The following is a 22,431-nucleotide window of genomic DNA, read 5'->3' as shown; positions in this document are numbered from 1 at the left end:
AATATCAGCTGACAATCTTTGCGATTTGATTAATATGATCGGCTTTTCTCAATTCATTCATTATCATATCATCAACATTTTGATCGACCTCAATCACCATTAAGGCTTCTTTGCCGACATCTTTACGGTTGACTTCCATATGGCCAATATTTATTTCATTTTTTGCAAGGATTTCAGTGACAGACGCAATAGCGCCAAACCGGTCATTATGCATAATGAGAATTGCGGGATGGTTACCGGATAATCGTAATTGAAAACCGTTCAGTTCCGTAATTTCCACTTTTCCGCCGCCTATGGAAATACCCGTTAATTCCATGGAATGTTTATCATTTCCGATCAATAGACGTGCGGTATTGGGATGCTCCACCGCTGCTGTGTCTTCGATAAATTCAATGGAGATGTTTTTTACCTCGGCTATTTCCAGTGCCTTGCTCATTCTCGGGTCATCTGTTTCAAAATTAAGCAACCCGCCCGCCAATGCAAAATCAGTACCGTGGCCTTTATACGTTTTTGCAAAGGACTCATATAAGTAGATTTTTGCCCATGCTGGTTCTTCCCCAAATAAATGCCGTGCTGCTTTTCCTATTCTTGCAGCACCCGCAGTATGTGAACTGGAGGGGCCAATCATGACCGGTCCAATAATATCAAACACGGAATTATATTTCATAAACTCCTCACCGTCCTGTTGTCCTGTATTATCTTCTTCAAAAGGCGAACACATAAAAAGTATATCAAAAAACGAGTATTTAAGCATCGTATACAAGCAGTAAACCTTCCCAGCGCTTTTCCCTTTATCCAACATACTTCAACTAAATCCGAAAAGTGACATTTTTTACGGTGGGACGAGCATTTAGCGCAGTTACGGATACCAAAAAAACCGCCGGTATTTCGGCGGTTTGGTTATTCAGCGGAAAATATATAGGAATAAATTGGCTGGGCGCCATTGTGCACTTCCACTTCGATGTGCTGGTAGTTCTCTTCAATATAGTCAACAAGCTTATCTACTTCTTTTTCTTCTGCATCTTCACCATATAATATGGTGAGAATCTCATCATCTTCAGAGATCATCTCACCCAGCAGCAGTTTAACGGCTTCTGTTATATCCTCGTGTGTTGCTTTAATGGACCCGTCAAGCAGTCCCATAAAGTTTCCTTCTTCGATCAGCATGCCATTTATCCGTGTATCACGGACTGCGTAGGTTACTTGACCTGTTTTAACCTGTTGGCTTGCCTCTTTCATCGCTCTCTGGTTAGCCTGAAGATCAGCTTCAGGATGAAATGCAAACATGGCACTGATCCCCTGGGGAATAGAGGTGGTTGGCACAACTTCCACGTTCTCTTCAGCCAAATCAGCAGCCTGCTCTGCTGCCATCACAATATTTTTGTTATTGGGGAGAATTAAAACATTTTTTGCATTAGCTTCTTTAATTGCTTCTGTTATGTCCTGTGTACTGGGATTCATCGTTTGGCCGCCTTCTATCACTTGAGAGACGCCTATGCTTTTAAATAATTCTTTTAGACCGCTCCCCATAGCTACCGTTATAATCCCGTACTCCGCTTTTTCTTTCGGCTTTTCTGCAGGTGCCGGCTTCTGATCATCTATCAGAGCTGTATGCTGTTCTCTCATATTTTCTATTTTCATATTAATCAGGCTGCCATAACGCTGTCCGAGCGTCATGCAGGTACCCGGATACTCTGCATGAATATGCACCTTTACCAGTTCATCATCAGAAACAACCAATAAAGAATCCCCATGCTCACTTAATTCGCTGCGAAAGGCTTCTTCATCAAACGGATTTTCTTTTATTTTGTCCTCTTCAAATTTCACCATGAATTCCGTGCAATATCCGAATTCTATTTCCGAGGTATCCATAAAATCCTGTGTTACTTTATGATGCTCTGCATTGATCATTTCTTCCATTGCTATACCATCTGTATCCTGAGGGAGCTCTTCACCTTTTAATGCAGCCAGGAAGCCTTCATAAATAGTGACCAGGCCTTGTCCACCCGAATCCACAACACCCACCTCTTTTAAAACCGGCAAAAGATCAGGCGTTCGCTGAAGGGATTCCTTTGCTGCTGTTACAACCTTGTCCATTAACGAAATAACATCTTTTTCGGATTCGGCTATATTTGCCGCTTCGTTTGCAGCATCTTTGGCAACAGTTAAAATGGTTCCCTCCACCGGCTTCATAACAGCTTTATATGCTGTGGTTACACCGCTTTCCAGAGCAGCTGCGATATCCTCCGTGTTAACGCGGGATTTGTTTTCAAGACCTTTGGAAAATCCCCGGAAGATTTGTGATAGGATAACCCCTGAGTTTCCTCTTGCCCCCATTAACAGACCCTTTGCGAAGGCATCCGCCACTTGGGAAACATCATCACTTTCCAGTTTTTTCACTTCACTTACACCTGAAGTAATCGATAGATTCATGTTGGTCCCGGTATCTCCATCAGGGACGGGAAATACATTAAGTGCATCTATTTTCTTGGCGTTGGTTGATAAATGGTGTGCTCCAAACTGAACCATTTGTGATAACCTGGCACCATCCAGTTCGTGTACAGTCACAATCCTTCCTCCTCTACAGCTAAAAGAAATAGCAAAATCAGTCTTTTGCTACACGTACCCCTTGAATATATATATTTACAGAATCAATAGACAACCCGAGTGATTGGCTGAGTGTGTATTTAACCTGGGATTGTACGTTATGTGCAACTTCCGAAATTTTTGTTCCGAAGCTTACGATTATGTACATGTCTATATGAAGTTTATCATCTTCCTGACGGACAACAATTCCTCTGGAAAAGTTTTCTTTTTTCAGCATTTCAGCTATTCCGTCTCTAATTTGGCTTTTGGAAGCCATTCCTACAATACCGTAACATTCCACAGCGGCACCGCCGGCGATTGTTGCAATAACCTCGTTTGTTATTGTAACTTGACCGTCATTTGTATTAAGTTCAATGGACATAATGATCCCCCTTTTGAACGTTCTTATTACATAAGCATATTTTACTACATATTGATGGTGAATAAAAGCAGACTTCTTATTTTAGTTAAAATTCCCTTCTTACAATGGACGATTTTTTGTATTCTGTCAAGCAGTTTTTCTTTATATCAAACACAAAAATCAATTGCATTATTCTTTCACTTGTGGTAAATTGTATAAGTATTAATTGACACATGGTGATTAGGAGGGATAACATGGCTAGAAAATGTGTTATTACCGGACGGCAGACCCGCAGTGGGAACAAACGCTCACACGCTATGAATGCGAATAAACGCAATTGGAAAGCAAATGTGCAAAAAGTACGTATTATGGTAGATGGAAAGCCAAAGAAAGTTTACGTATCTGCCCGTGCACTTAAATCTGGTAAAGTAGAGCGTGTATAACAAAGGGTGTAAAAAAACATCCATACAAATGATGAATGAATATAATTGTTTATTATGAAAAGCAGCGGCTCTTCTGAGAGCATGCATATTCATTGTAAAAAGAAAAGTCACCTGAAATGGCAGGTGACTTTTTTATTCTTTATTTCCCACTTTTCATGCTTCCCATTGCCCCGATAAATTCAGTGGGAGTAAACTTTCCGCCTGATAAAAAAGCTTCCGCCAAGTAAATTGACAAAAGCTCAAAAACTTTATTTTTCTTTTCTAAAAACCCCGATAATCACCCTGACAAATCCACCTACCACCCTTGGAAGCTTAATCGTATAAAATTTCATGAGTTCTTCCTCCTCTTTTACAAACGAAGCTTATCCTTAAATTTCATCTCGACTCTTTATTAATAATAATATGCCTTCGTTAAAGGAAAAAGTACCATTTTTTTTAATAAGCTTGTTTGAGATACAAAGGGTGGATCCCCAATAAATGTCCTGATTTTTCAGCGGGTAATAAAAACCTTTCAAAGTCAGCCCTTCCACTCCGTGGCTGAACGGAATAAAAGAGATATAGGGGTAGTGGATGTCCTGGCTAATTTGATGTTCTCCGGGCAATGTCAATTCCAAAAAATTATTTTCGTTAACGATCATTCCCCGAATTCCTTTTGTAATAATGGAATATAACAATTGAATGTTTGACAGTTCATGATCAAGCCTGCCGCCGGTGACACCAAATAAATAAATCCGGTCTGCTCTCAATTCCATAGCTTTTAACAACGCAATTTCCAAATCGGTCTCCGCTTTCTCCGAAGGATATTCTTCCATAGCGGCAGCAAATTCCTTAATTCGTCTTTTTTCCGTATTATTGATGGAATCAAAATCCCCTACAGCATAATCAGGCCGGATTCCTCTGTCGATTAAGGTTAAGGCCCCTCGGTCTGCACCTATCCAGATATCCACCTTTTCTTTATACAGCGAAAAATCCTTAAGGGAGTCAGGGGCACTTCCGATTATTCCAACAGATAGCATATGACGCTATTTCCTTTCTGCCGCCTGGCGAATGACATCCATGGCAGCCTGTCTGTCTTTCTGTTTAAAAACTGCGCTTCCGGCTACAAGTACGTCGGCCCCCGCCACTGTACACTGTTTTGCCGTATTTTTATTTACCCCGCCATCTATTTCTATTTCAAATTGCAGACCCATTTCCTTTCTCCACGAGGCAACCTGCTCAATTTTATATACACAACTCTCGATAAATGCCTGTCCGCCAAATCCAGGGTTTACTGTCATAATCAACACTAAATCAATGTCAGGCAATATTGGAAGAAGTGTTTCTGCCGGTGTTGCAGGATTAATAACAACACCTGCTTTTTTTCCGTGATTTTTAATAAGCTGAATTGTCCGGTGAAGATGGAGGCATGTCTCCTGGTGAACTGTTATGATGTCCGCACCGGCAGAAGCAAAATCCGGAATATATTTATCCGGATTTTCAATCATTAGATGAACATCCAAAGGAAGCTTCGTTATAGGTCTGATTGCTTCCACAATTAATGGACCTATTGTAATATTCGGCACAAAATGCCCGTCCATGACGTCCACATGAATATAATCCGCGCCTCCTTTTTCCACCTCGGCAATTTCTTCTCCAAGTTTGGAAAAGTCGGCTGATAAAATGGATGGTGCTATTTTGGTCATTTTTTAATACCTCGGCTTTCTCAATTGTATTTCTTCATAAAATCGCAAATAGTGTTCATATCGATATAAAGGAATTTCTTTCGCTTCCACCGCCTGCTTAACAGCACATTTTGGTTCCTTGTTATGGGAACAGCCCCGAAATTTACATGCTGCACTCTTCTGCCTAATTTCAGGAAAGCAGTCACCCAAATCATTCAATTCTATACCCTCAAGTTCCAGGGAGCCAAAACCAGGGGTGTCCGCCACCAGTCCCCCGTTTACCTCCACCAATTCCACATGCCGTGTTGTATGTTTTCCACGGCCTAGACTTTCGGATATTTCTCCTGTCTGTAATACTAAAGATGGTTCCAGTGTATTCAGGAGGGAGGACTTCCCTACCCCAGACTGACCTGCAATTACGCTCACCTTGCCGGGGAAATATAAATGTAAACCGGATGCTTGAGAGACATCTTTGGCTGAAAATAATTCTGCATCATATCCAATTCTCCGATAATCTTCCCGAAAACTTTCCAACTCTTTCTTAAGAGAAGGGGAAGCCAGGTCCAATTTAGTAATAAAAATAATCGGTTTAATATTTCTGGCCTCAATCAAAACAAGAAATCTGTCCAGCAGTCTGGTACTGAAATCAGGCTTTACGGCAGAGCTGACAATGATTGCCTGATCAATATTTGCAATTGGCGGGCGGACCAATTCATTTTTCCTTTTCTCAACTTCGATTACATAACCTTCTTTTTCATCACTAATGTCAAATTTAACAAAATCACCGACAAGGGGAGTAATTTTGTTTTTACGAAAAACACCCCTGCCTCTGCACTGATATACCTTATTACCGGATTTCACATAATAAAATCCGCTTAATGCTTTTACTATCCTGCCTTCTGCCATTTATCCACCTTCCTCGTAGGAGATTGTTTCATTGGTAACAATATCGTCTCCAAGCATAATCGTATATTCTCCTTCATCATCCGGTGCAATGGTTAATGTAAACTCAAATGGTGTATCTTCTGTAATGGTCTCTTCTATATATACTTCTGAAATATCATTATTCACATCTCCAATATACACCCGAACCGTTTCTTCTTCATTTTCTTCATCAGCTTCAAACGGAACTGTATAATTCACGGTATGCGACACCGGCGGCAACGCTTCCGGTCCGGTCGATATAACAACAGTGACGGTAGAGCCCTCTTCCAATTCCGTATTTGATCCAGGTTCCTGCCTGATCACTTCTCCTTCCGGTACTGAATCCGAATTTTCCTGCTGTACGTTTATAATCAGGTTATTCTCTTCCAAATACTCTCTTGCTTCCTCTTCGGTCATCCCCCGTAAATTATTTAGGCTGATCAATTCCGGTCCTTCGCTGACCTCAAAAATAACCCTTGTTTCACTTGGGACAACATCTTCGTCTGGATTAGGCTGAATTTGTGTAATAATTTCCCCAACAGGCCTGTCCGAAAACTCTTCATAGGCAATAACTTCAAATCCTTCATCTTCCAAAAGCCTTCTCACCTGTGAAAAGTCCCTACCTACATAATCTGAAAAACTGACGGTTTCCTTCCCCTGACTCACGAATAAGGAAATGGTTGATTCTTCCTTCACTGTCCTGCCCGCTCTTGGTTCGGATCTTACTACCAGTCCCTCATCAATTTCATCAGAGAATATCAACTCTTCTTCTGCCAGCAGATTATGCATTTCCAGTTCCTCCACCGCTTCATCAAATTCCATCTCAGAAACATCAGGAACAGTTACATCCTGCGGTTGTATGATAGCCGGAATAATAAATAAAGCTGCAATTCCGGATAACAGCAAAACAAGCAAAATCAGTAAAATGATCCACTTTTTCTTTTTTTTCTTTTTATTTTTCCCTTTCTTCTTTTTCTTCTTATCCGGAGCTCCTACTGTATCATTCTTATTTTCACTATGATCACTGAAATTTTTGGTTGTCGCATTTGTTTGATGTACGATCGTATCCTGGTTGTTATCATGCATATGTTCATCTGAGATAATTGGTATCGCTTTTGTTTCATCCCCGGCTTCCACCGGCGGTGTGTATACTGCTTCGTTCATTCTATCCGGATCCATTGCCGTTTCCAGCGCATTCTCCAGTCCGGCTACAGTGTCAAATCGGTGAAATGGATCCTTGGCCATCGCCTGTAATACAATGTTTTCCACACTCTGCGGAATATCCTGATTTAATCTCCTTACAGAGGGGGTATCATTTTGCAGATGCTTCAATGCAATGGAAACGGGAGATTCTCCTGAAAAAGGGAGTCTGCCTGTTAACAATTCATATAGCACAACCCCTATCGAATAAATATCCGATTTCTTGGTTGCCATGCCCCCTCTTGCCTGTTCCGGAGATAAGTAATGTACAGAACCGAGAATGGAATTTGTCTGCGTCATTGATGTTGCACTTAGTGCCATTGCAATGCCAAAATCCGTTACCTTAACCTGACCGTGGGAATCCATTAATATATTTTGCGGTTTTATATCACGATGTACAATCCCGTTTGCATGTGCATGTGTGATCGCAGAAGTAATCTGCTTCATGATATTAAGTGCTTCATTGACCTCAAGCGGTCCTTGCTGTAATATGTATTCTTTCAGTGTCATCCCATCGACATATTCCATGACCATATACAAAATATGGTCTTCTTCCCCTACGTCATATATATTAACGATATTCGGGTGGGATAAACTTGTCGCTGACTGTGCCTCTCTGTCAAAACGGGCAATAAATTCCTCATCGTTGGCATACTCAAGACGAAGAACTTTAATGGCAACTTCCCGTTCAAGGATAATATCCTTGGCCAGATATACGTTTGCCATACCTCCTCCACCGATGGTCTCCTTAATTTGATAACGTTCATTCAAAAGGCGGCCATTCAGCATTGATCTTCACCAACCTTCGATGAGTCATCATAGTGGATCAGAATGAGTGAGATATTATCCTCTCCACCTCTGTCATTCGCAAGTTCTATCATATTCTCCCCGATTTCCCTCAATTCCATCTCAGAAGAAAGGAGTTCTTTCAGTTCTTCATCAGACAGTTTATTTGTCAGGCCGTCAGAACATAATAAAAGTTTATTCCCTTGTTCCCAGCTTACCGACTCCAGGTCTGATGTGATATGTTCCTCCGTCCCCAACGCTTTTAAGAGAACATTTTTTCTCGGATGCTGTTCAGCGGCATCTTTCGAAATCTGACCGGAACGCACAAGTTCATTAACCAGTGAATGATCCTCGGTTAATTGTGTAAACCTGGAGTCACCAAGCATATAACATCGACTGTCGCCAATATGTGCTATAGTTACAAATTCGTGTGTGCAAATAGTAATGACTACGGTAGTTCCCATGCCCTCACATTCCGGTTTTTCCAAACCATAGGAATAAATGGAGTGATTCATTTGTGAAACAACCGTCGAGAGAAACTTTTCAGCTTCCTCAGGGGAATGCAATTCACTTTGCTGTTCCCATTTTTCTTCCATTAAGTATATGGCCATTTGACTGGCTACATCCCCGGCCTGATGCCCTCCCATGCCGTCAGCAATAATTGCCAAAAGCTGACCTGCACGATTATAGAAAATTCCCCCGGCATCTTCATTGTGGCTGCGCACTCTTCCCTGATCAGTTAAAAATTGACCTTTCATCCTTTCACCCCTTTTTCACAGCAGATACACTTTTATAAAGTATGACATAAGATTGTCTTAAAAAGAACAATAAAACTTATTTTTTTCTTATGAAACGTGTCAGAAAAAAACCATCCGTTTCAAATAACTGAGGAAAAATCTGCAGTCCATAATCAGACAGCCCGACAGATGTCTTCAGCATGGAAGGCAACTCATCAAAGAAACGGTGGTCAACGGAAAAATCAGGATTGTTATACAAAAATTGTTTCACCACTTCTTCATTTTCTTCTTTGTCCACGGTACATGTACTGTAAACCAATAAACCGTTTTTCATCAGTAAGGGAGCTACTTGTTCCAGTATATCCAGCTGAATTACCGCAAGGCGATAAATATCTTTTTCCTCTTTATGGTACTTTATTTCCGGTTTTCCGCGGATCACCCCAAGACCCGAACAAGGTGCATCAACCAAAACACGGTCAAAGCTTTCCCTTTGGTGGACTTCCTGCAGCTTCCTAGCATCCTTTGCCTCTGCCTGAATAATATCCAATTGCAGCTCTTGTGCCTTCTGCTCAATCAATTTTATTTTCTTTTTATGAAGATCATAAGCATGAATTTTTCCTTCATTTTCCATTATTTCCGCAATATGGGTCACCTTCCCGCCAGGTGCACTGCACGCATCAAGCACACGCATACCCGGTGTGACACGAAGCATTTCCGCAACGAGCATGGAACTTTGATCCTGTATCGTCAACAACCCTTCTTTAAACAGGTTGCTGTTTAGAATATTACCTTCGTCAATAATGATTCCCTGGGGGGAAAAGGAGGAAGGACTGACCTGATAACCTTGCTCCGTTAACGATGAAATAGCTTCTTCCCGACTCATTCTTAATGGCTGCACGCGAACGGAAATCGGTTTATATGTCGTGTTTGCTTCACACATTTCTTTTGCAGTTTCATAACCGTAAGCTTTTACCCAGCGCCGAACAAGCCATTCCGGATGGCTTGTTTCGACAGCAAGCCGCTCTAATTCATTTTCAATAAGATCAGTAGAAGGAACTCCTTTACGCTGTGCACTTCTGAGCACACCATTTACGAGTGAAGCAATCCCTTTATGCCCTCTTGATTTAGCTATATCCACTGCTTCATGAATAATGGCATGGTCAGGTATTCTGTCCAGAAAAACCATTTGGTAAAGAGACATCCGCAAAAGAATGCCTACCCACGGCTCCAGCTTCTTTTTCTTTTTGATAAAATGTTTCAGATAGTAATCCAATCTCATTTTGTACTGAAGTGTTCCATAGACGATTTCTGTAAGTAAGCCTTGATCTTTTACGGGGATTCCACGGGCTTTTATTTCCTGATCAATAAGGAGATGGCTGTAGCCTGTATCCCTTTCAATCCGGATCAGTATTTCAAGAATGCTGTCTCTTAATTTATAATTACTCATTTAATCACCCATTATTGTACCTGTTTGGATTCTCTCGCTTGAACCAAGCAAATAATCTTTTACAGCCATCCTCTTTTTTCCTGCAGGTTGAATCTCTGTTATACGAATCCCTTTTTGATTTCCGCACAGGACGATAAAAGCTTTATGATCGATGATTTTCACAATTTCACCGGGGGTTCCTTCATAAGCAGAATCATCTATTTCAGCCCACCATATTTTCATATTTTTCTTTTGATAGGTTGTATAGGCAACTGGCCACGGATGCATCCCCCGGATATGGTTATATACTTCCAGATTACTTTTCGTCCAGTCAATTTTCTCTTCATCTCTTTTAATATTTGCTGCGAATGTCGCTTTTTCCTCATCCTGCCTGATTGGTTTCAGCTTATTTGCAAATAAATCCGGTAATGTCTCTATTAGTAATCCCGCACCGGCGACAGACAGCTTATCATGCAGACTCCCTGCATGATCATTCATTTCTATAGGAACTTTACGCTGGGTTAAAATATCACCGGCATCCAATTGTTCCACCATATACATGATCGTTATACCTGTTTCCTTTTTACCTTGCACTATAGCATAATGGATCGGTGCTCCCCCTCTGAGTTCGGGAAGTAAAGATGCGTGTACATTAATGCATCCGTATTCCGGTGCTTCCAATAATTCATTGGGCAGTATTTGTCCATATGCCGCTGTAATAATCAGATCCGGCTCATAGGAAATAATTTCCTGAAAATCATTTTTAAGTTTTTTCGGCTGGAATACAGGGATGCTGTGTTTTTCTGCTTCCTCCTTTACCGGAGGAGGGGTGATAACACGCTTTCTCCCCTTGGGCCTGTCGGGCTGGGTAACGACAAGAACTACCTCATATTCCGTCTCCACAAGCGCTCGCAGGATCGGCACGGAAAAGTCAGGTGTTCCCATAAAAACAATCCTCTTCATGCTTAAAACTCCTCTTTATTATTCATTCACATCAGGTGATACGGCTGCATATCAACGGCTATCACCAGATCATTTTTTTGCATATCTTCATTAAAGTGGGCAAGAATACGTTGCATATATTCCCGTAACAAAGGTTCATTTCTGTATTTTACCATGCATTGGAAACGATATCTATCTTTCATACGCGGGATTGGTGATGGGCTGGGTCCCAATACAACCGTGTTCTGACTTACATTTTTCAGTAGCATCTGAACAACCTGCCTTGTCACCTGCTCGGCTTTAATCTTGTTTTCATGGGAAACGGTAATTAAAGCCAAAAAGACATATGGTGGATACTGGAATGTTTTTCTTACAGCCATTTCCCGATTAAAAAACGCCTGAAAATTGTATTGGCTTGCCAATTCAACACTGTAATGATCCGGGGTGTATGTCTGTACTATGACTTCTCCTGTAAGATCATGTCTTCCTGCCCGGCCACTGATTTGCGTCAACAATTGAAATGTTTTTTCCGATGCGCGAAAATCAGGCAGGTTCAGCATGGAATCCGCTGTAAGTACTCCTGCCAGCGTAACATTATCAAAGTCCAATCCTTTGGCAATCATTTGAGTGCCCAGTAAAATATCGGCCTCTTTATTTGAAAACTGATTCAAAATCTTTTCATGGGCTCCTTTTCTCCTTGTTGTATCCACATCCATCCGAAGAACTCGGGCTTCGGGTATTAATTGCGTAAGCGCCTCTTCCACGCGTTGTGTACCTGTACCAAAATAGCGTATTAACTCACTTTCACAATCCGGACACTGTGCAGGCAAGCTTTCTTCATAGGAACAATAATGACATTTTAGCCTGCTTGTGTTTTTATGGAATGTCAGGGCAATGTCACAATGGGGACATTCATTGACAAAGCCGCAATCCCGGCACATAACGAAGGTGGAATAACCTCTTCTGTTAAGCAATAGAACAATTTGCTCACCCTTTTGGATACAATTTGTGATCTTCTCCGTCAAACGCCGGGAAAACATGGAGCGGTTGCCTGCGTGCAGTTCTTTTCTCATATCCACAATTTCAACGGATGGCATTTCTTTTTCATTTGTCCGCTTCGTTAAGGAAGCCAATTGATAAACACCTTTTTTGGCTCTCGCATAGGATTCTAGTGTTGGTGTTGCACTTCCTAAAACAACCGGACATTGATGATGCTCCGCCCGCTTTATTGCTGCATCCCTGGCATGATAACGCGGCAGGTCCTCCTGCTTATAGGTAGTTTCATGTTCTTCGTCTATAATAATAATACCCAGGTTTTCAAACGGTGCAAAAACGGCAGACCTTGCTCCTACGACTACCTGAACTTCCTTGTTATGGATGCGCCGCCATTCATCGTATTTTTCACCTGAGGAAAGTCCGCTGTGCATCACAGCTACCTTTGAGCCGAATCTGGCCTTAAACCTGTTCACCATTTGAGGAGTGAGCGAAATTTCAGGCACCAATACAATGGCTTCTTCCCCTTTATCCAATACGGTTTGAATGGATTGAAGGTAGACTTCCGTTTTTCCGCTGCCTGTCACTCCATGAAGCAGAAAAACATCGTGTCTATTTTTGGCTATACATTCATTAATTGGTTTCATTACTGTTTTCTGTTCTTCGGTCAGCGGTAGTGCTTTAGTTTTTGCTATCATTCTGTCATTATATGGGTTTCTGTATACTTCCACCCTATCCGTAATCAAAAGATTTTTATCCACCAACGTTTTCAATGTGCTGTCCGTAACATCAATTATCTTTTTAAGCTTTTGCTTTTCCACTGGTTCAGGATATTCGATAAAGTAGGAAAGGATCTTTTTCTGTTTGTTGGCATGTTTCGATAAGTCGGCAAGCGCTTCTTCCAATAAATGAACAGGTTTAGCCGGTTTCAGTATCGTTACATACTTTTTAGTAACCTTTGATTTTACGAGGTATTCAATTGTTATATCCCCATCCTGTACCGCTCTTTGCAATTGATAATAACTGATGGAAGCATTTTCAAATTCTTCATATGTTATGCGGTCCCGTCCGGCAAAAAGATATTCCAGTTCTGTCGGAAGTTCCAATTCATTTAAACGTACAATCTCTTTTTTATACTGTGCTTTCAATACTTGGGGCAACATGGCCTGCAGGGCTGTTATATAGAAGCTGATCGTTTCATCGGCAATCCACTTTCCCAAATCCAGTAACTCTTTCGTCAGTACCGGTGTTAAATCCAGTATATCCTGTATTTCCTTTAATCTTTCATGGCTTGATTCGTCTGTGAAACCGATAATAAATCCCATTACTTTCCTCGGACCAAAGGGGACGATCACACGCATGCCTGCCTGCAAAATGTCCTGGAATTTTTTCGGAACCAAATAATCAAATGTCTGATTAATGGAATTTGCAGGCACATCGACAATAACTTTAGCTATTCTCACCGACTGTCACCCTTCATATCCCGCTCAATAAATGCCAAAATTCTTTGCGCCACCTCTTTTTTGGATGCCAGTTCAATTTCTTCTTGTACATGATTTTTATTTACATAGGTTGCCGTATTTGTATCTGCTGCAAAACCTGCATTACTTGCGGACACATTATTAATAACAATGGCATCAAGATTTTTTTTCTTCAGTTTTTGTGTTCCATATTCAATAGGGTTGGTTGTTTCTGCGGCGAAGCCTACCAGAAATTGCTTGTCCTTTTTCTCACCAAGCGACTTCAATATATCCTTGGTTCGTTCAAATTCTATGTGCAGACTCCCTTCTTTTTTCTTCATCTTTTCCTCATGCTGGTGAACAGGACGATAGTCAGCTACAGCTGCCGCTTTGATTACAATATCGCTGGACGGGTAATAATGATGCATTTCTTCATACATTTCTTCTGCAGAGGTAACATCTACACGTTTTATACGACTGTTTTCTGCAGTTACATTTGAAGGACCGGCCACTACCGTTACTTCTGCTCCAGCTTCTGCGGCTGCTTCAGCTATGGCAAAACCCATTTTTCCTGAAGATCGGTTGGAAAAAAAGCGGACCGGGTCTATAACTTCCCTTGTTGGTCCTGCTGATACAAGCACTCTCTTCCCTTTTAAAAGTTGAGGTTTACTTCTATTTTGATGTGCTTCCACTGTCTGAATAATGGTTTCCGGCTCCTCCAACCGGCCTTTCCCGACATATCCGCATGCCAGGTATCCCGCGCCGGGTTCAATAAAATGATAGCCCCATTCCTCCAGTTGTTTCATATTTCTTATCACGGCAGGATGGGCATACATATGTACATTCATTGCTGGTGCAATATATACATCGGCCCCTGTAGCCAATAACACAGTTGACAGCATATCGTCTGCAATACCGCTTCCCAGTTTACCGATTATATTGGCGGTTGCCGGCGCAATGATTGTAATATCCGCCCAATCTGCAACATCAATATGGGCAATTTTTTCAGGATCTTTTTCATCAAACGTATCGGTATAAACGGGGTTTCTGGACAATGCCTGAAAGGTTAACGGAGAAACAAATTCTCTGGCACTGTCGGTCATGATCACCTTCACATTGGCACCTGCCTGTGTCAGTTTGCTGGTCAGCGCACAAGCTTTGTAAGCAGCAATTCCTCCTGAAACTCCTAAAATGACATTTTTATTTTGAACCATGGTTTAGCCCCTCTCAATATCAATCATCATTTGCATCTATAGATTTATCATACAACTTTTATACGGTATTGAAAATGAAAAAAGCTCCTATACACCATACTTGTAAAGGAGCTCTTCTTATTAAACATGTAAACAAACTGCTAAAATCATTCTGTATACGATCAAAACTTCTTCCATTGACCTATTCATGTGAAAGCCTCAACACGCAAAAGGGATGATCCATATGTCCCTTGAACTTATGCTGGCAGGAAAGTTATGCTTTCCAACTGTCATGAAAGAATGCTGACTTGACTTCGGTACTCCAGAACCGCTGATATTTAATCAGCAATTCAACTCATCGTACATACGAGTCCTTTTTCAGGAAGTCTGTGTGTATTCGGGTTTCCGGTGTGCCGAATGTCTTAATTCTGCTTCAGAAACACCGAATGCGAGCTGCATCAAAAAAGTTCTATTCATGCTCTTCTGCCAGAAATAATTTCCCCGCCTGGATTTCTTCAAGTGCAACTCCTACATATTTATACGATTTAGGATCCTCAACCAATACCTTTTTTGTTTCACCTATTTCCCTTGCACGTCTGGCGGATAGAGTAACAAGGGTATATTTTGAATTAATCTTTTCCTGTAATAAATCAATTGATGGTTCAAGCATAGTTATAAACCTCCGTATCGTAAATGGACAATATTTACATCATAACCTTTTTCAAAATACAATACACGCAAGTGTTTAGATTTTTATTAATTCATCTCTTTAACCGGCAGCAAAATGTTTACCTGCTTTATTGTTCATCTGATGTATCTTCGTGGCTGATCACACGCTGTCCCACTGTTTCAGGCTGTACAGCCGAGAGGATCACATGATCACTGTCTGTTACAATTACAGCCCTGGTTCTTCTCCCATATGTAGCATCCACCAGTTTGTTCTTATCCCTCGCAATAGTTATGATCCGTTTTATGGGAGCTGATTCTGGCGATACAATTGAAATCACCCGATTTGCGGAAACTACATTTCCAAATCCAATATTTATCAAACGTAAACTCACTCTGGTTCCCCCTAATATTACTAATTTCCATAACAAAAAATTTGAAGTTTCACTCCATGAGCGTTTCTCCCAAATCCTCGAAAATATTATCGGACATATATAAGCTTAAAGTCCGTTTTCCTGCGGCACTTTCTTTCAATCACCATACTGCCTGTATTCGGATATATATTATTATACGTGCAAATCCCGGCAAAAAACAACCATTATTCAATATTTTGTACTTGTTCTTTTATTTTTTCCAGTTCACTCTTTAATAGTATCATTTTCTCGTTCATCTCGGCATCCGTGGATTTGGAACCAATGGTGTTGGCTTCCCGGTGCATTTCCTGTACGATAAAATCCAGTTTTCGTCCAACAGGAGTATTGTGTTCCTGTTGCAGCAAGGAAGAAAATTGCCTAAGATGACTGTACAGGCGGGTTAACTCTTCACTGATATCTCCTTTTTCCGCAAGTAAAATAATTTCCTGCTGCACCTTCGTGTCATCCAAATCTACTATATTTCTTGTGTTATCCTCTATTCTTTCTGCAATCCTTTTTTTATACCCCTCTATTGTTTTCGGCCGCAATGCTTCTATTTCTCTTGTTAAGCTGGTAGTTGTTTCTATTCTTTCTTTTAAGTCTGTTTCCAGAAAGGCACCTTCTTTTTTCCTCATTTCCAGTACCTGCATTGAGGCCCGCTTTACACTTCCAATTATTTCCTCCCTCAAATAATCCGGCTGCTGTTCCGTTTCCTGGACCGTAATTATTTCAGGCAGAGAAGAAATAAAAGTGGCCGGGATTTCCCCTGCCAGACCATACCGTTCTTTGGCTTCATTTATCTCTTGTATGTATTGACTCATCAGATTCCAATCAGTATGCAGTTTTCTCTCCACAAAGCCGCTTCCCTCTACATGAATATAAACTTCTATTCTTCCCCGGGAAAAAATGGATTGAAGTTCTTTTTTAATGGTATCCTCCAGAAATAAAAGCGTGCGTGGTATTTTAGCTGTAAAATCAAAGAAACGATGATTCACCGTTCTAATTTCGACTGTAACCGTTGTTTCTTCCATTTGGATTTTTTCAAGACCATACCCTGTCATACTTGTTGTCATTTCATCACACCCATAAACGTATTATACTCCAATCCGAGCAAAATGAAAAACGGTCAGCTTACAACCGTTGCAATTTAAAGTCTTTACTAAATTCGGGCAATACAGCAGGAAAGAGTTCGGGGAACATGCGGGTTTGTTCACTCACCAAGTCAATATTTTACATATTAGCTCCACCAACATGTCAATCATCCTAAAAAATACATTTACTTTTCTCACGAAGCTGTCTTGCAGCCGAAGTCTTACTTGTCCAGGATACGAAAAAGGGATTGATGAGGTCGCAAAGTTTTACGTGCGCAAGGAGGCTCATCAGCCGTCCTTGAGCACGTGGAAGAAGTGAAACTACATTCTGGAGGAACCGGTTATACGCTACCTTTATGAGTTAATGGAATTTATTTGTGACTTCCCGGTTTTTATTCAACTTATCTTTTCGTAAAACCAAACAAAACAGTCGGAATGGCACTCATTGCGCCGATAAACAACCAATCTCTTAAACCGAGTGCCGTTGTATGGAAAATTGGCTGCAGCGGTTCCCAATATATAACGACCAATAATAATAATAAAGAGGAAAGAACGGCAAATACGAGATACATATTTCCAAATGGATTCCGGGCAAACACGGATTTTTCACTTCGGCAGTCAAACACATGGATTAACTGGGCCAAAACAAGCGTCGTGAATGCGACTGTCTGACCATATACCAAATTATCCGGATTGTTTTGATAGGCAACCATGAAAGCAATTAAAGTAACTACGCCTATCAATAAACCTCTTGTAATTATTTTATAGCCCAGTCCTCTTGCAAATATACCTTCCAGCGGATCCCTCGGTTTTTTCTTCATCACGTCTCCCTCTGACTTATCCAGGCCTAGCGCCATGGCAGGGAGACCGTCTGTGACGAGATTGACCCAGAGTATTTGCACAGGTACAAGCGGCAGAGGCATGGCAAGCATCATAGCAAATAACATTACTAAAATTTCCCCGACATTGGATGCCAGTAAGTAGCGGATAAACTTGCGGATATTTTCATATATATTTCGACCTTCATGAATGGCAGATTTTATGGTGGCAAAATTATCATCCATTAAAATAAGGGAGGATGCTTCCTTCGTTACATCCGTGCCATTGACCCCCATGCTGATCCCAATATTACTTGCTTTAATGGCTGGCGCATCATTTACACCGTCTCCAGTCATAGCAACGATATGTCCTCTATTTTGAAATGCTTTGACAATTTTCAGTTTATGTTCAGGTGTCACCCTCGCAAATACATACGTATCTTCAATAACATCCTCCAATTGCTCTGCAGACATTTCGTTAAGCTGATATCCTTCCAGTACCATCCCGTTTTCCGGCAGCAGTTTTAGGTTTTTGGCAATCGCCTGGGCTGTTTTCACATGATCTCCCGTTATCATTACCGTTTTTATGCCTGCTTCATTACATTCCTCAATGGCGGACTTTACTTCTTTTCTTGGTGGATCAATCATCCCGTACAATCCGATAAAAGTAAGATCTTTTTCCAGAAAAGCTGTATGGAGTGAATCGTCTTTCGAGATCGGACGCATGGCAACCGCAATAGTTCTCAATGCTTTATCAGCCATGTCATTAACAGCCTGCTCAAAATCACTCTTGTCTGTATTTCGCATCAGCTTTCGTCCATTTTCCCCCATATAATATGAAGACCTCGGAAGAAGCACATCCGGCGCACCTTTTGTAATCAAAAACCGCATGCCATTTTCGTCTTCCACTATGACACTCATTCGCTTCCGTTCAGAATCGAAAGGTATTTCCTTAATCAAGCGATACTTCTCACCATAATCCTTCGTTAGCCCAAGTTTTCTGGCAGCAATTAACAGTGCCCCATCTGTAGGGTCGCCATCGACATTGTATTTTCCTTTTTTCACAAACAAGTTGGCGTTATTACAAAGCATGCCATATAAGAGCATGGATTCGAGGTTTGGAAAATTCCCATTCAATTTCTTTCTTTGAAAAAAATAATCTCCGCGTATATCATATCCATCCCCGGAAACATAGAGTTGTTTCCCGTTTAAATACAATTCCTTCACTGTCATCTGGTTTTCAGTCATTGTTCCTGTTTTATCGGAACAGATTACAGAAGCACACCCCAATGTTTCGACAGCAGATAATTTTCGTACTATGGCCTTTTTCTTAATCATCCGTTGAACACCCAATGATAAAGCAACGGTAACAATGGCAGGTAGCCCTTCAGGTATGGCGGCAACAGCCAATGACACTCCGGCTAAAAACATATTGTAGACGGAATGTCCCTGTATGACACCGAGCACTACAACGAGCGCCGTCAGTATAAAGGCTACAACAATCAATATTTTTCCCAGTTCAGCCAATTTTCGTTCAAGCGGTGTCATTACTTTCTTTGTATTTGCCATCAATGAAGCGATTTGACCCATTACTGTATTCATACCTGTACCGACTACAATCCCCACACCTGAACCGCGGGTGACCAAAGTGCCCATAAAGCCCATATTTACTTGATCCTGTGCATCAAGATTATCTCTCGTTATAGCAGTCGCATGCTTCATGACGGGGAGGGATTCACCGGTCAATGCGGATTCTTCCGTTTCCATACTGTTGGATTTGACAATCCTGACATCAGCCGGAATTCGGTCTCCACTGTTTACTTTCACAATGTCCCCGACAACCACTTCTTTGGATAATACTTTCTCCCATTTGCCGTTACGCAGCACGTTGGCCATTGGCGCAGACAATTCCTTTAATTTTTCCATGGATTTTTCGGCTTTCTGTTCCTGGAAATATCCAATAAAGCCATTTATAAGCACGATCACCATAATGGCAATGGCATCAATGTATTCCCCAAGGAGACCGGCTACCAGGGTTGCTGCCAATAAAACAAGAACCATAAAATCCTGGAATTGCTTTAAGAATATTAACCATTTTGAAGGCTTTTTTTGACCTTGCAAAGTATTATCCCCATATTGTTTTCGTCTTTCGTTTACCTGTTTAGCATTTAACCCTTTATTTGATGTGACATGCAGCTTTTGTTCTATTCGTTCCACATCCAACTGATACCATTTCATCATACATTCCTCCAAATAAGCACTGTGACAGCATGTTCATATTAGGCTTGTCCCTGTTTTGATATGGTGTTTTCATCGTTGTTTATAATATCTATGCAGACTTGTCCTTAAAAATGCTATAATTGTCAAAGAGGTGATTCTATGCCATTTGACGGTGTCGTAACCCGTGCGGTGACAGAGGAATTGAAAAGAGAACTTACTCCCGGAAAAATTACAAAAATTTATCAGCCAACAGAAACGGAGCTTATTTTCACAGTCAGGAGCCATGGAAAAAATCATACGCTCCTTTTTTCCATCCACCCGACCTATGCCCGTTTTCATATTACGGATGAATCGTTTCAAAATCCGAGGGAAGCACCAATGTTCTGCATGGTACTCAGGAAGCATTTATCGGGTGCTCAATTAACCGAGATAAAGCAATATGGCATGGAACGCATTATCTCCTTTTCCATCCAGGCCAGAAATGAGATTGGCGATATTTCCAATAAAACGCTTGTGGTGGAGTTAATGGGAAAGCACAGCAATGTCATGCTTTTAAATGAAGAGGATATGATTATTGACAGCCTGAAGCATGTATCCATGTCACAAAACAGGTATCGGACCATTTTACCCGGAAATAACTATGTCCTGCCGCCAATGCAGGATAAAATGAACCCTTTGGACATAGACGGTGAACATTTCATCCGCAAATTGGATTTCAATGCCGGACAACTGGAAAAACAGATCGTAAACCATTTCGTCGGTCTTTCCCCATTTATTGCCAAGGAAATGGTGTACCGTGCAAAACTGGGGAAAACCTCTGTTTATATGGAGAAGTTTCTTGAAGTTCAGCAGTTGATTAAATCCCATAGCTATGAGCCTGTAATCTACCGGAATGATAAAGAGAATTTTCACGTTATTCCCATCACATTTTTAACAGGAGAAACAGAAACCTTTTCTTCCGTCAGCAGCATGCTCGATCAATTCTTCTCCGGAAAAGCGGAACGGGACAGGGTAAAGCAGCAGACAAAAGATCTATACCGTTTTATAAAAAATGAAAAAGATAAAAACATCCGTAAAATGAAAAAGCATAAAAAAACATTAAAGAAAGCGGAAAACAAAGAGCATTATCAGAAAATGGGAGAATTATTGACTGCACATATGCATCTTGTTTCACAGGGTGATTCACAAGTAACGGTAACGGATTATTATGATCCGGAACAGAGTGAACTGACCATAGAATTAAACCCGAATAAAACACCGAGCGAAAATGCGCAAAATTATTTTAAAACCTATCAAAAATTAAAGACGTCCAAAAATATGATTGAAAAAGAAATCATTAAAACAGAAAGGGAAATTACGTATCTGGAACAGCTGCTGCAGCAAATTGAGGTGGCTAATATGGAAGACATTGAGGAAATTCGGGAAGAACTTCGGGAAGAAGGCTATTTGAAAAAACAAGTCAAACAGAAAAAAGGGAAAAACAAACCCAAAAAACCTGTTCCGGAAAAATATACGGCAACAGATGGAACAACTATATTGGTAGGCAAAAACAATAAACAAAACGATTATGTTACGACAAAACTTGCACATAAGGAGGATATTTGGCTGCATACCAAAGATATACCCGGTTCCCATGTAGTCATACGTTCCAGTGATCCTGCCGAAGATACATTGATGGAAGCAGCTGTTATTGCTGCCTTTTACAGTAAATCACAGCAGTCCTCCTCTGTTCCAGTTGATTATACGAAAGTGAAGCATGTAAGAAAACCGAATGGGGCAAAGCCCGGTTACGTCATTTACGACAATCAAAAAACCATTTTTGTCACACCGGAGAAAAAGATTATAGATTTATTAAGAAGCAGGGATTAAAATGGGGTTAAACATGAAAAAAAGCTGAGGCAAAATCGGAAGATAAATAGGTCCTCCTATTGTCCCTGCTTTTTTTCATGCACATTAAGCAAAACAAATTATTTTATGACCATAACAGGGCCTGTCGCGTTTTGGACAACATAATTGCTGACACTGCCCAAAATAAGGCTTTTCATATTACCAAGCCCCCGGCTGCCGATAATAATCAAGTCCATATCTCTTTCGTCAGCATACCGGCAAATTGCTGTACCGGGATTATCGTTAGCCCCTGAAATGGCTACCTCGGAAAAAGCCTGTACACCTTCAGCTTTAAAATCTTCTTTTAAAATATTCATTTCCCTGGAATAATCCCCTTCAACTACTGTTTCGTTGCCTTGTGGGTTTCGCAGTTTGTTTAATCCGATACTTTTTAATTTCATGACGGATAAAAAATGAACTTCATTCAGCACATTCATCATCACCAAATTTTTAGCTTCATCCACGCCCTTTTTGCTCATTGGTGAATGATCATAGGCAATGAGCGCTTTTTTCTTATGCATGTTTCATCTCCCCCGAATTGTCTATGTACAGTCTATTATATCACAGCTGCAACCCTTTACTAAGAATGGAGGGGCGTATGTACATCAAAAAGGGATATCCCTA

Annotated in this window: 20 protein-coding genes; 2 read left to right on the top strand and 18 right to left on the bottom strand. The window is 40.9% G+C overall.

What is annotated here, in order from left to right:
- Positions 1–4 precede the first annotated feature (4 nt).
- The 3 genes from sdaAB to ACZ42C_RS02880 form a co-directional block, all read right to left on the bottom strand.
- Positions 5–667, bottom strand: coding sequence for an L-serine ammonia-lyase, iron-sulfur-dependent subunit beta (gene sdaAB, locus ACZ42C_RS02890; RefSeq protein ID WP_461181097.1), 663 nt, complete (start codon positions 665–667; stop codon positions 5–7).
- Between the two features lie 233 nt (positions 668–900).
- Positions 901–2,568 (bottom strand): DAK2 domain-containing protein, encoded by a 1,668-nt coding sequence (locus ACZ42C_RS02885; protein WP_461181051.1) that lies wholly within the window; start codon positions 2,566–2,568, stop codon positions 901–903.
- A 37-nt stretch (positions 2,569–2,605) separates the two neighbouring features.
- Entirely contained in the window at positions 2,606–2,968 is a 363-nt protein-coding gene (locus ACZ42C_RS02880) for an Asp23/Gls24 family envelope stress response protein (protein WP_461181050.1), read from the bottom strand.
- 233 nt (positions 2,969–3,201) lie between these two features.
- Here ACZ42C_RS02880 and rpmB point away from each other — a divergent pair, with 233 nt between their 5' ends.
- On the top strand, positions 3,202–3,390 hold the full coding sequence (gene rpmB / locus ACZ42C_RS02875) for a 50S ribosomal protein L28 (RefSeq protein WP_461181049.1): 189 nt from the start codon (positions 3,202–3,204) through the stop codon (positions 3,388–3,390).
- Between the two features lie 248 nt (positions 3,391–3,638).
- Here the strand turns inward: rpmB and spoVM are convergent, their stop codons facing one another.
- The 14 genes from spoVM to ACZ42C_RS02805 all read right to left on the bottom strand — a co-directional run bounded on the left by spoVM (position 3,639) and on the right by ACZ42C_RS02805 (position 19,938).
- Entirely contained in the window at positions 3,639–3,722 is an 84-nt protein-coding gene (spoVM, locus tag ACZ42C_RS02870; protein ID WP_461181096.1) for a stage V sporulation protein SpoVM, read from the bottom strand.
- Positions 3,723–3,758: 36 nt separating this feature from the next.
- Entirely contained in the window at positions 3,759–4,406 is a 648-nt protein-coding gene (locus tag ACZ42C_RS02865) for a thiamine diphosphokinase (RefSeq protein ID WP_461181048.1), read from the bottom strand.
- A 6-nt stretch (positions 4,407–4,412) separates the two neighbouring features.
- Positions 4,413–5,072, bottom strand: coding sequence for a ribulose-phosphate 3-epimerase (gene rpe, locus ACZ42C_RS02860; protein WP_461181047.1), 660 nt, complete (start codon positions 5,070–5,072; stop codon positions 4,413–4,415).
- A 3-nt stretch (positions 5,073–5,075) separates the two neighbouring features.
- Positions 5,076–5,957, bottom strand: coding sequence for a ribosome small subunit-dependent GTPase A (gene rsgA, locus ACZ42C_RS02855; protein ID WP_461181046.1), 882 nt, complete (start codon positions 5,955–5,957; stop codon positions 5,076–5,078).
- Complete coding sequence (gene pknB, locus ACZ42C_RS02850; protein ID WP_461181045.1) at positions 5,958–7,964, bottom strand: Stk1 family PASTA domain-containing Ser/Thr kinase; 2,007 nt, start codon at positions 7,962–7,964, stop codon at positions 5,958–5,960. It lies immediately after the preceding gene.
- Positions 7,958–8,719, bottom strand: a complete 762-nt coding sequence (locus ACZ42C_RS02845; protein ID WP_461181044.1) for a Stp1/IreP family PP2C-type Ser/Thr phosphatase — start codon at positions 8,717–8,719, stop codon at positions 7,958–7,960. The genes pknB and ACZ42C_RS02845 overlap by 7 nt, the downstream gene beginning before the upstream one ends.
- Positions 8,720–8,795: 76 nt before the next feature.
- On the bottom strand, positions 8,796–10,145 hold the full coding sequence (gene rsmB / locus ACZ42C_RS02840) for a 16S rRNA (cytosine(967)-C(5))-methyltransferase RsmB (RefSeq protein WP_461181043.1): 1,350 nt from the start codon (positions 10,143–10,145) through the stop codon (positions 8,796–8,798).
- Positions 10,146–11,087, bottom strand: coding sequence for a methionyl-tRNA formyltransferase (gene fmt, locus ACZ42C_RS02835; RefSeq protein ID WP_461181042.1), 942 nt, complete (start codon positions 11,085–11,087; stop codon positions 10,146–10,148).
- Between the two features lie 26 nt (positions 11,088–11,113).
- Positions 11,114–13,522 (bottom strand): primosomal protein N', encoded by a 2,409-nt coding sequence (priA, locus tag ACZ42C_RS02830; RefSeq protein WP_461181041.1) that lies wholly within the window; start codon positions 13,520–13,522, stop codon positions 11,114–11,116.
- Positions 13,519–14,733 carry a bifunctional phosphopantothenoylcysteine decarboxylase/phosphopantothenate--cysteine ligase CoaBC gene (gene coaBC, locus ACZ42C_RS02825; RefSeq protein ID WP_461181040.1) on the bottom strand — a complete coding sequence of 405 codons (1,215 nt, stop codon included), beginning with the start codon at positions 14,731–14,733 and terminating at the stop codon, positions 13,519–13,521. The genes priA and coaBC overlap by 4 nt, the downstream gene beginning before the upstream one ends.
- Positions 14,734–15,181: 448 nt before the next feature.
- A complete protein-coding gene (gene rpoZ, locus ACZ42C_RS02820) occupies positions 15,182–15,382 on the bottom strand; it encodes a DNA-directed RNA polymerase subunit omega (protein ID WP_461181039.1) in 201 nt (66 codons plus the stop codon).
- Between the two features lie 127 nt (positions 15,383–15,509).
- On the bottom strand, positions 15,510–15,773 hold the full coding sequence (gene remA, locus ACZ42C_RS02815; RefSeq protein ID WP_461181038.1) for an extracellular matrix/biofilm regulator RemA: 264 nt from the start codon (positions 15,771–15,773) through the stop codon (positions 15,510–15,512).
- Between the two features lie 203 nt (positions 15,774–15,976).
- Entirely contained in the window at positions 15,977–16,864 is an 888-nt protein-coding gene (locus ACZ42C_RS02810) for a YicC/YloC family endoribonuclease (protein ID WP_461181037.1), read from the bottom strand.
- Between the two features lie 419 nt (positions 16,865–17,283).
- The gene (locus tag ACZ42C_RS02805; RefSeq protein ID WP_461181036.1) at positions 17,284–19,938 is read right to left on the bottom strand and encodes a cation-translocating P-type ATPase; all 2,655 of its coding nucleotides are present in this window, start codon (positions 19,936–19,938) and stop codon (positions 17,284–17,286) included.
- 141 nt (positions 19,939–20,079) lie between these two features.
- Here ACZ42C_RS02805 and ACZ42C_RS02800 point away from each other — a divergent pair, with 141 nt between their 5' ends.
- Positions 20,080–21,789, top strand: coding sequence for an Rqc2 family fibronectin-binding protein (locus ACZ42C_RS02800; protein ID WP_461181035.1), 1,710 nt, complete (start codon positions 20,080–20,082; stop codon positions 21,787–21,789).
- A gap of 98 nt (positions 21,790–21,887) precedes the next feature.
- Here the strand turns inward: ACZ42C_RS02800 and ACZ42C_RS02795 are convergent, their stop codons facing one another.
- On the bottom strand, positions 21,888–22,328 hold the full coding sequence (locus ACZ42C_RS02795) for a universal stress protein (RefSeq protein WP_461181034.1): 441 nt from the start codon (positions 22,326–22,328) through the stop codon (positions 21,888–21,890).
- Between the last annotated feature and the right edge of the window lie 103 nt (positions 22,329–22,431).

It is taken from the genome of Virgibacillus kimchii, assembly GCF_055379185.1.
Note: the sequence above shows the minus strand (reverse complement) of the source record. Positions and strands in the feature narration are given on the sequence as shown.

Bases quoted from the DNA above. Each gene is read 5' to 3' on its own strand.
- sdaAB (WP_461181097.1), bottom strand. From the start codon at position 667: ATGAAATATAATTCCGTGTTTGATATTATTGGACCGGTCATGATTGGC.
- ACZ42C_RS02880 (WP_461181050.1), bottom strand. From the start codon at position 2,968: ATGTCCATTGAACTTAATACAAATGACGGTCAAGTTACAATAACAAAC.
- rpmB (WP_461181049.1), top strand. From the start codon at position 3,202: ATGGCTAGAAAATGTGTTATTACCGGACGGCAGACCCGCAGTGGGAAC.
- spoVM (WP_461181096.1), bottom strand. From the start codon at position 3,722: ATGAAATTTTATACGATTAAGCTTCCAAGGGTGGTAGGTGGATTTGTC.
- ACZ42C_RS02865 (WP_461181048.1), bottom strand. From the start codon at position 4,406: ATGCTATCTGTTGGAATAATCGGAAGTGCCCCTGACTCCCTTAAGGAT.
- rpe (WP_461181047.1), bottom strand. From the start codon at position 5,072: ATGACCAAAATAGCACCATCCATTTTATCAGCCGACTTTTCCAAACTT.
- rsgA (WP_461181046.1), bottom strand. From the start codon at position 5,957: ATGGCAGAAGGCAGGATAGTAAAAGCATTAAGCGGATTTTATTATGTG.
- pknB (WP_461181045.1), bottom strand. From the start codon at position 7,964: ATGCTGAATGGCCGCCTTTTGAATGAACGTTATCAAATTAAGGAGACC.
- ACZ42C_RS02845 (WP_461181044.1), bottom strand. From the start codon at position 8,719: ATGAAAGGTCAATTTTTAACTGATCAGGGAAGAGTGCGCAGCCACAAT.
- rsmB (WP_461181043.1), bottom strand. From the start codon at position 10,145: ATGAGTAATTATAAATTAAGAGACAGCATTCTTGAAATACTGATCCGG.
- fmt (WP_461181042.1), bottom strand. From the start codon at position 11,087: ATGAAGAGGATTGTTTTTATGGGAACACCTGACTTTTCCGTGCCGATC.
- coaBC (WP_461181040.1), bottom strand. From the start codon at position 14,733: ATGGTTCAAAATAAAAATGTCATTTTAGGAGTTTCAGGAGGAATTGCT.
- rpoZ (WP_461181039.1), bottom strand. From the start codon at position 15,382: ATGCTTGAACCATCAATTGATTTATTACAGGAAAAGATTAATTCAAAA.
- ACZ42C_RS02810 (WP_461181037.1), bottom strand. From the start codon at position 16,864: ATGACAACAAGTATGACAGGGTATGGTCTTGAAAAAATCCAAATGGAA.
- ACZ42C_RS02805 (WP_461181036.1), bottom strand. From the start codon at position 19,938: ATGAAATGGTATCAGTTGGATGTGGAACGAATAGAACAAAAGCTGCAT.
- ACZ42C_RS02800 (WP_461181035.1), top strand. From the start codon at position 20,080: ATGCCATTTGACGGTGTCGTAACCCGTGCGGTGACAGAGGAATTGAAA.
- ACZ42C_RS02795 (WP_461181034.1), bottom strand. From the start codon at position 22,328: ATGCATAAGAAAAAAGCGCTCATTGCCTATGATCATTCACCAATGAGC.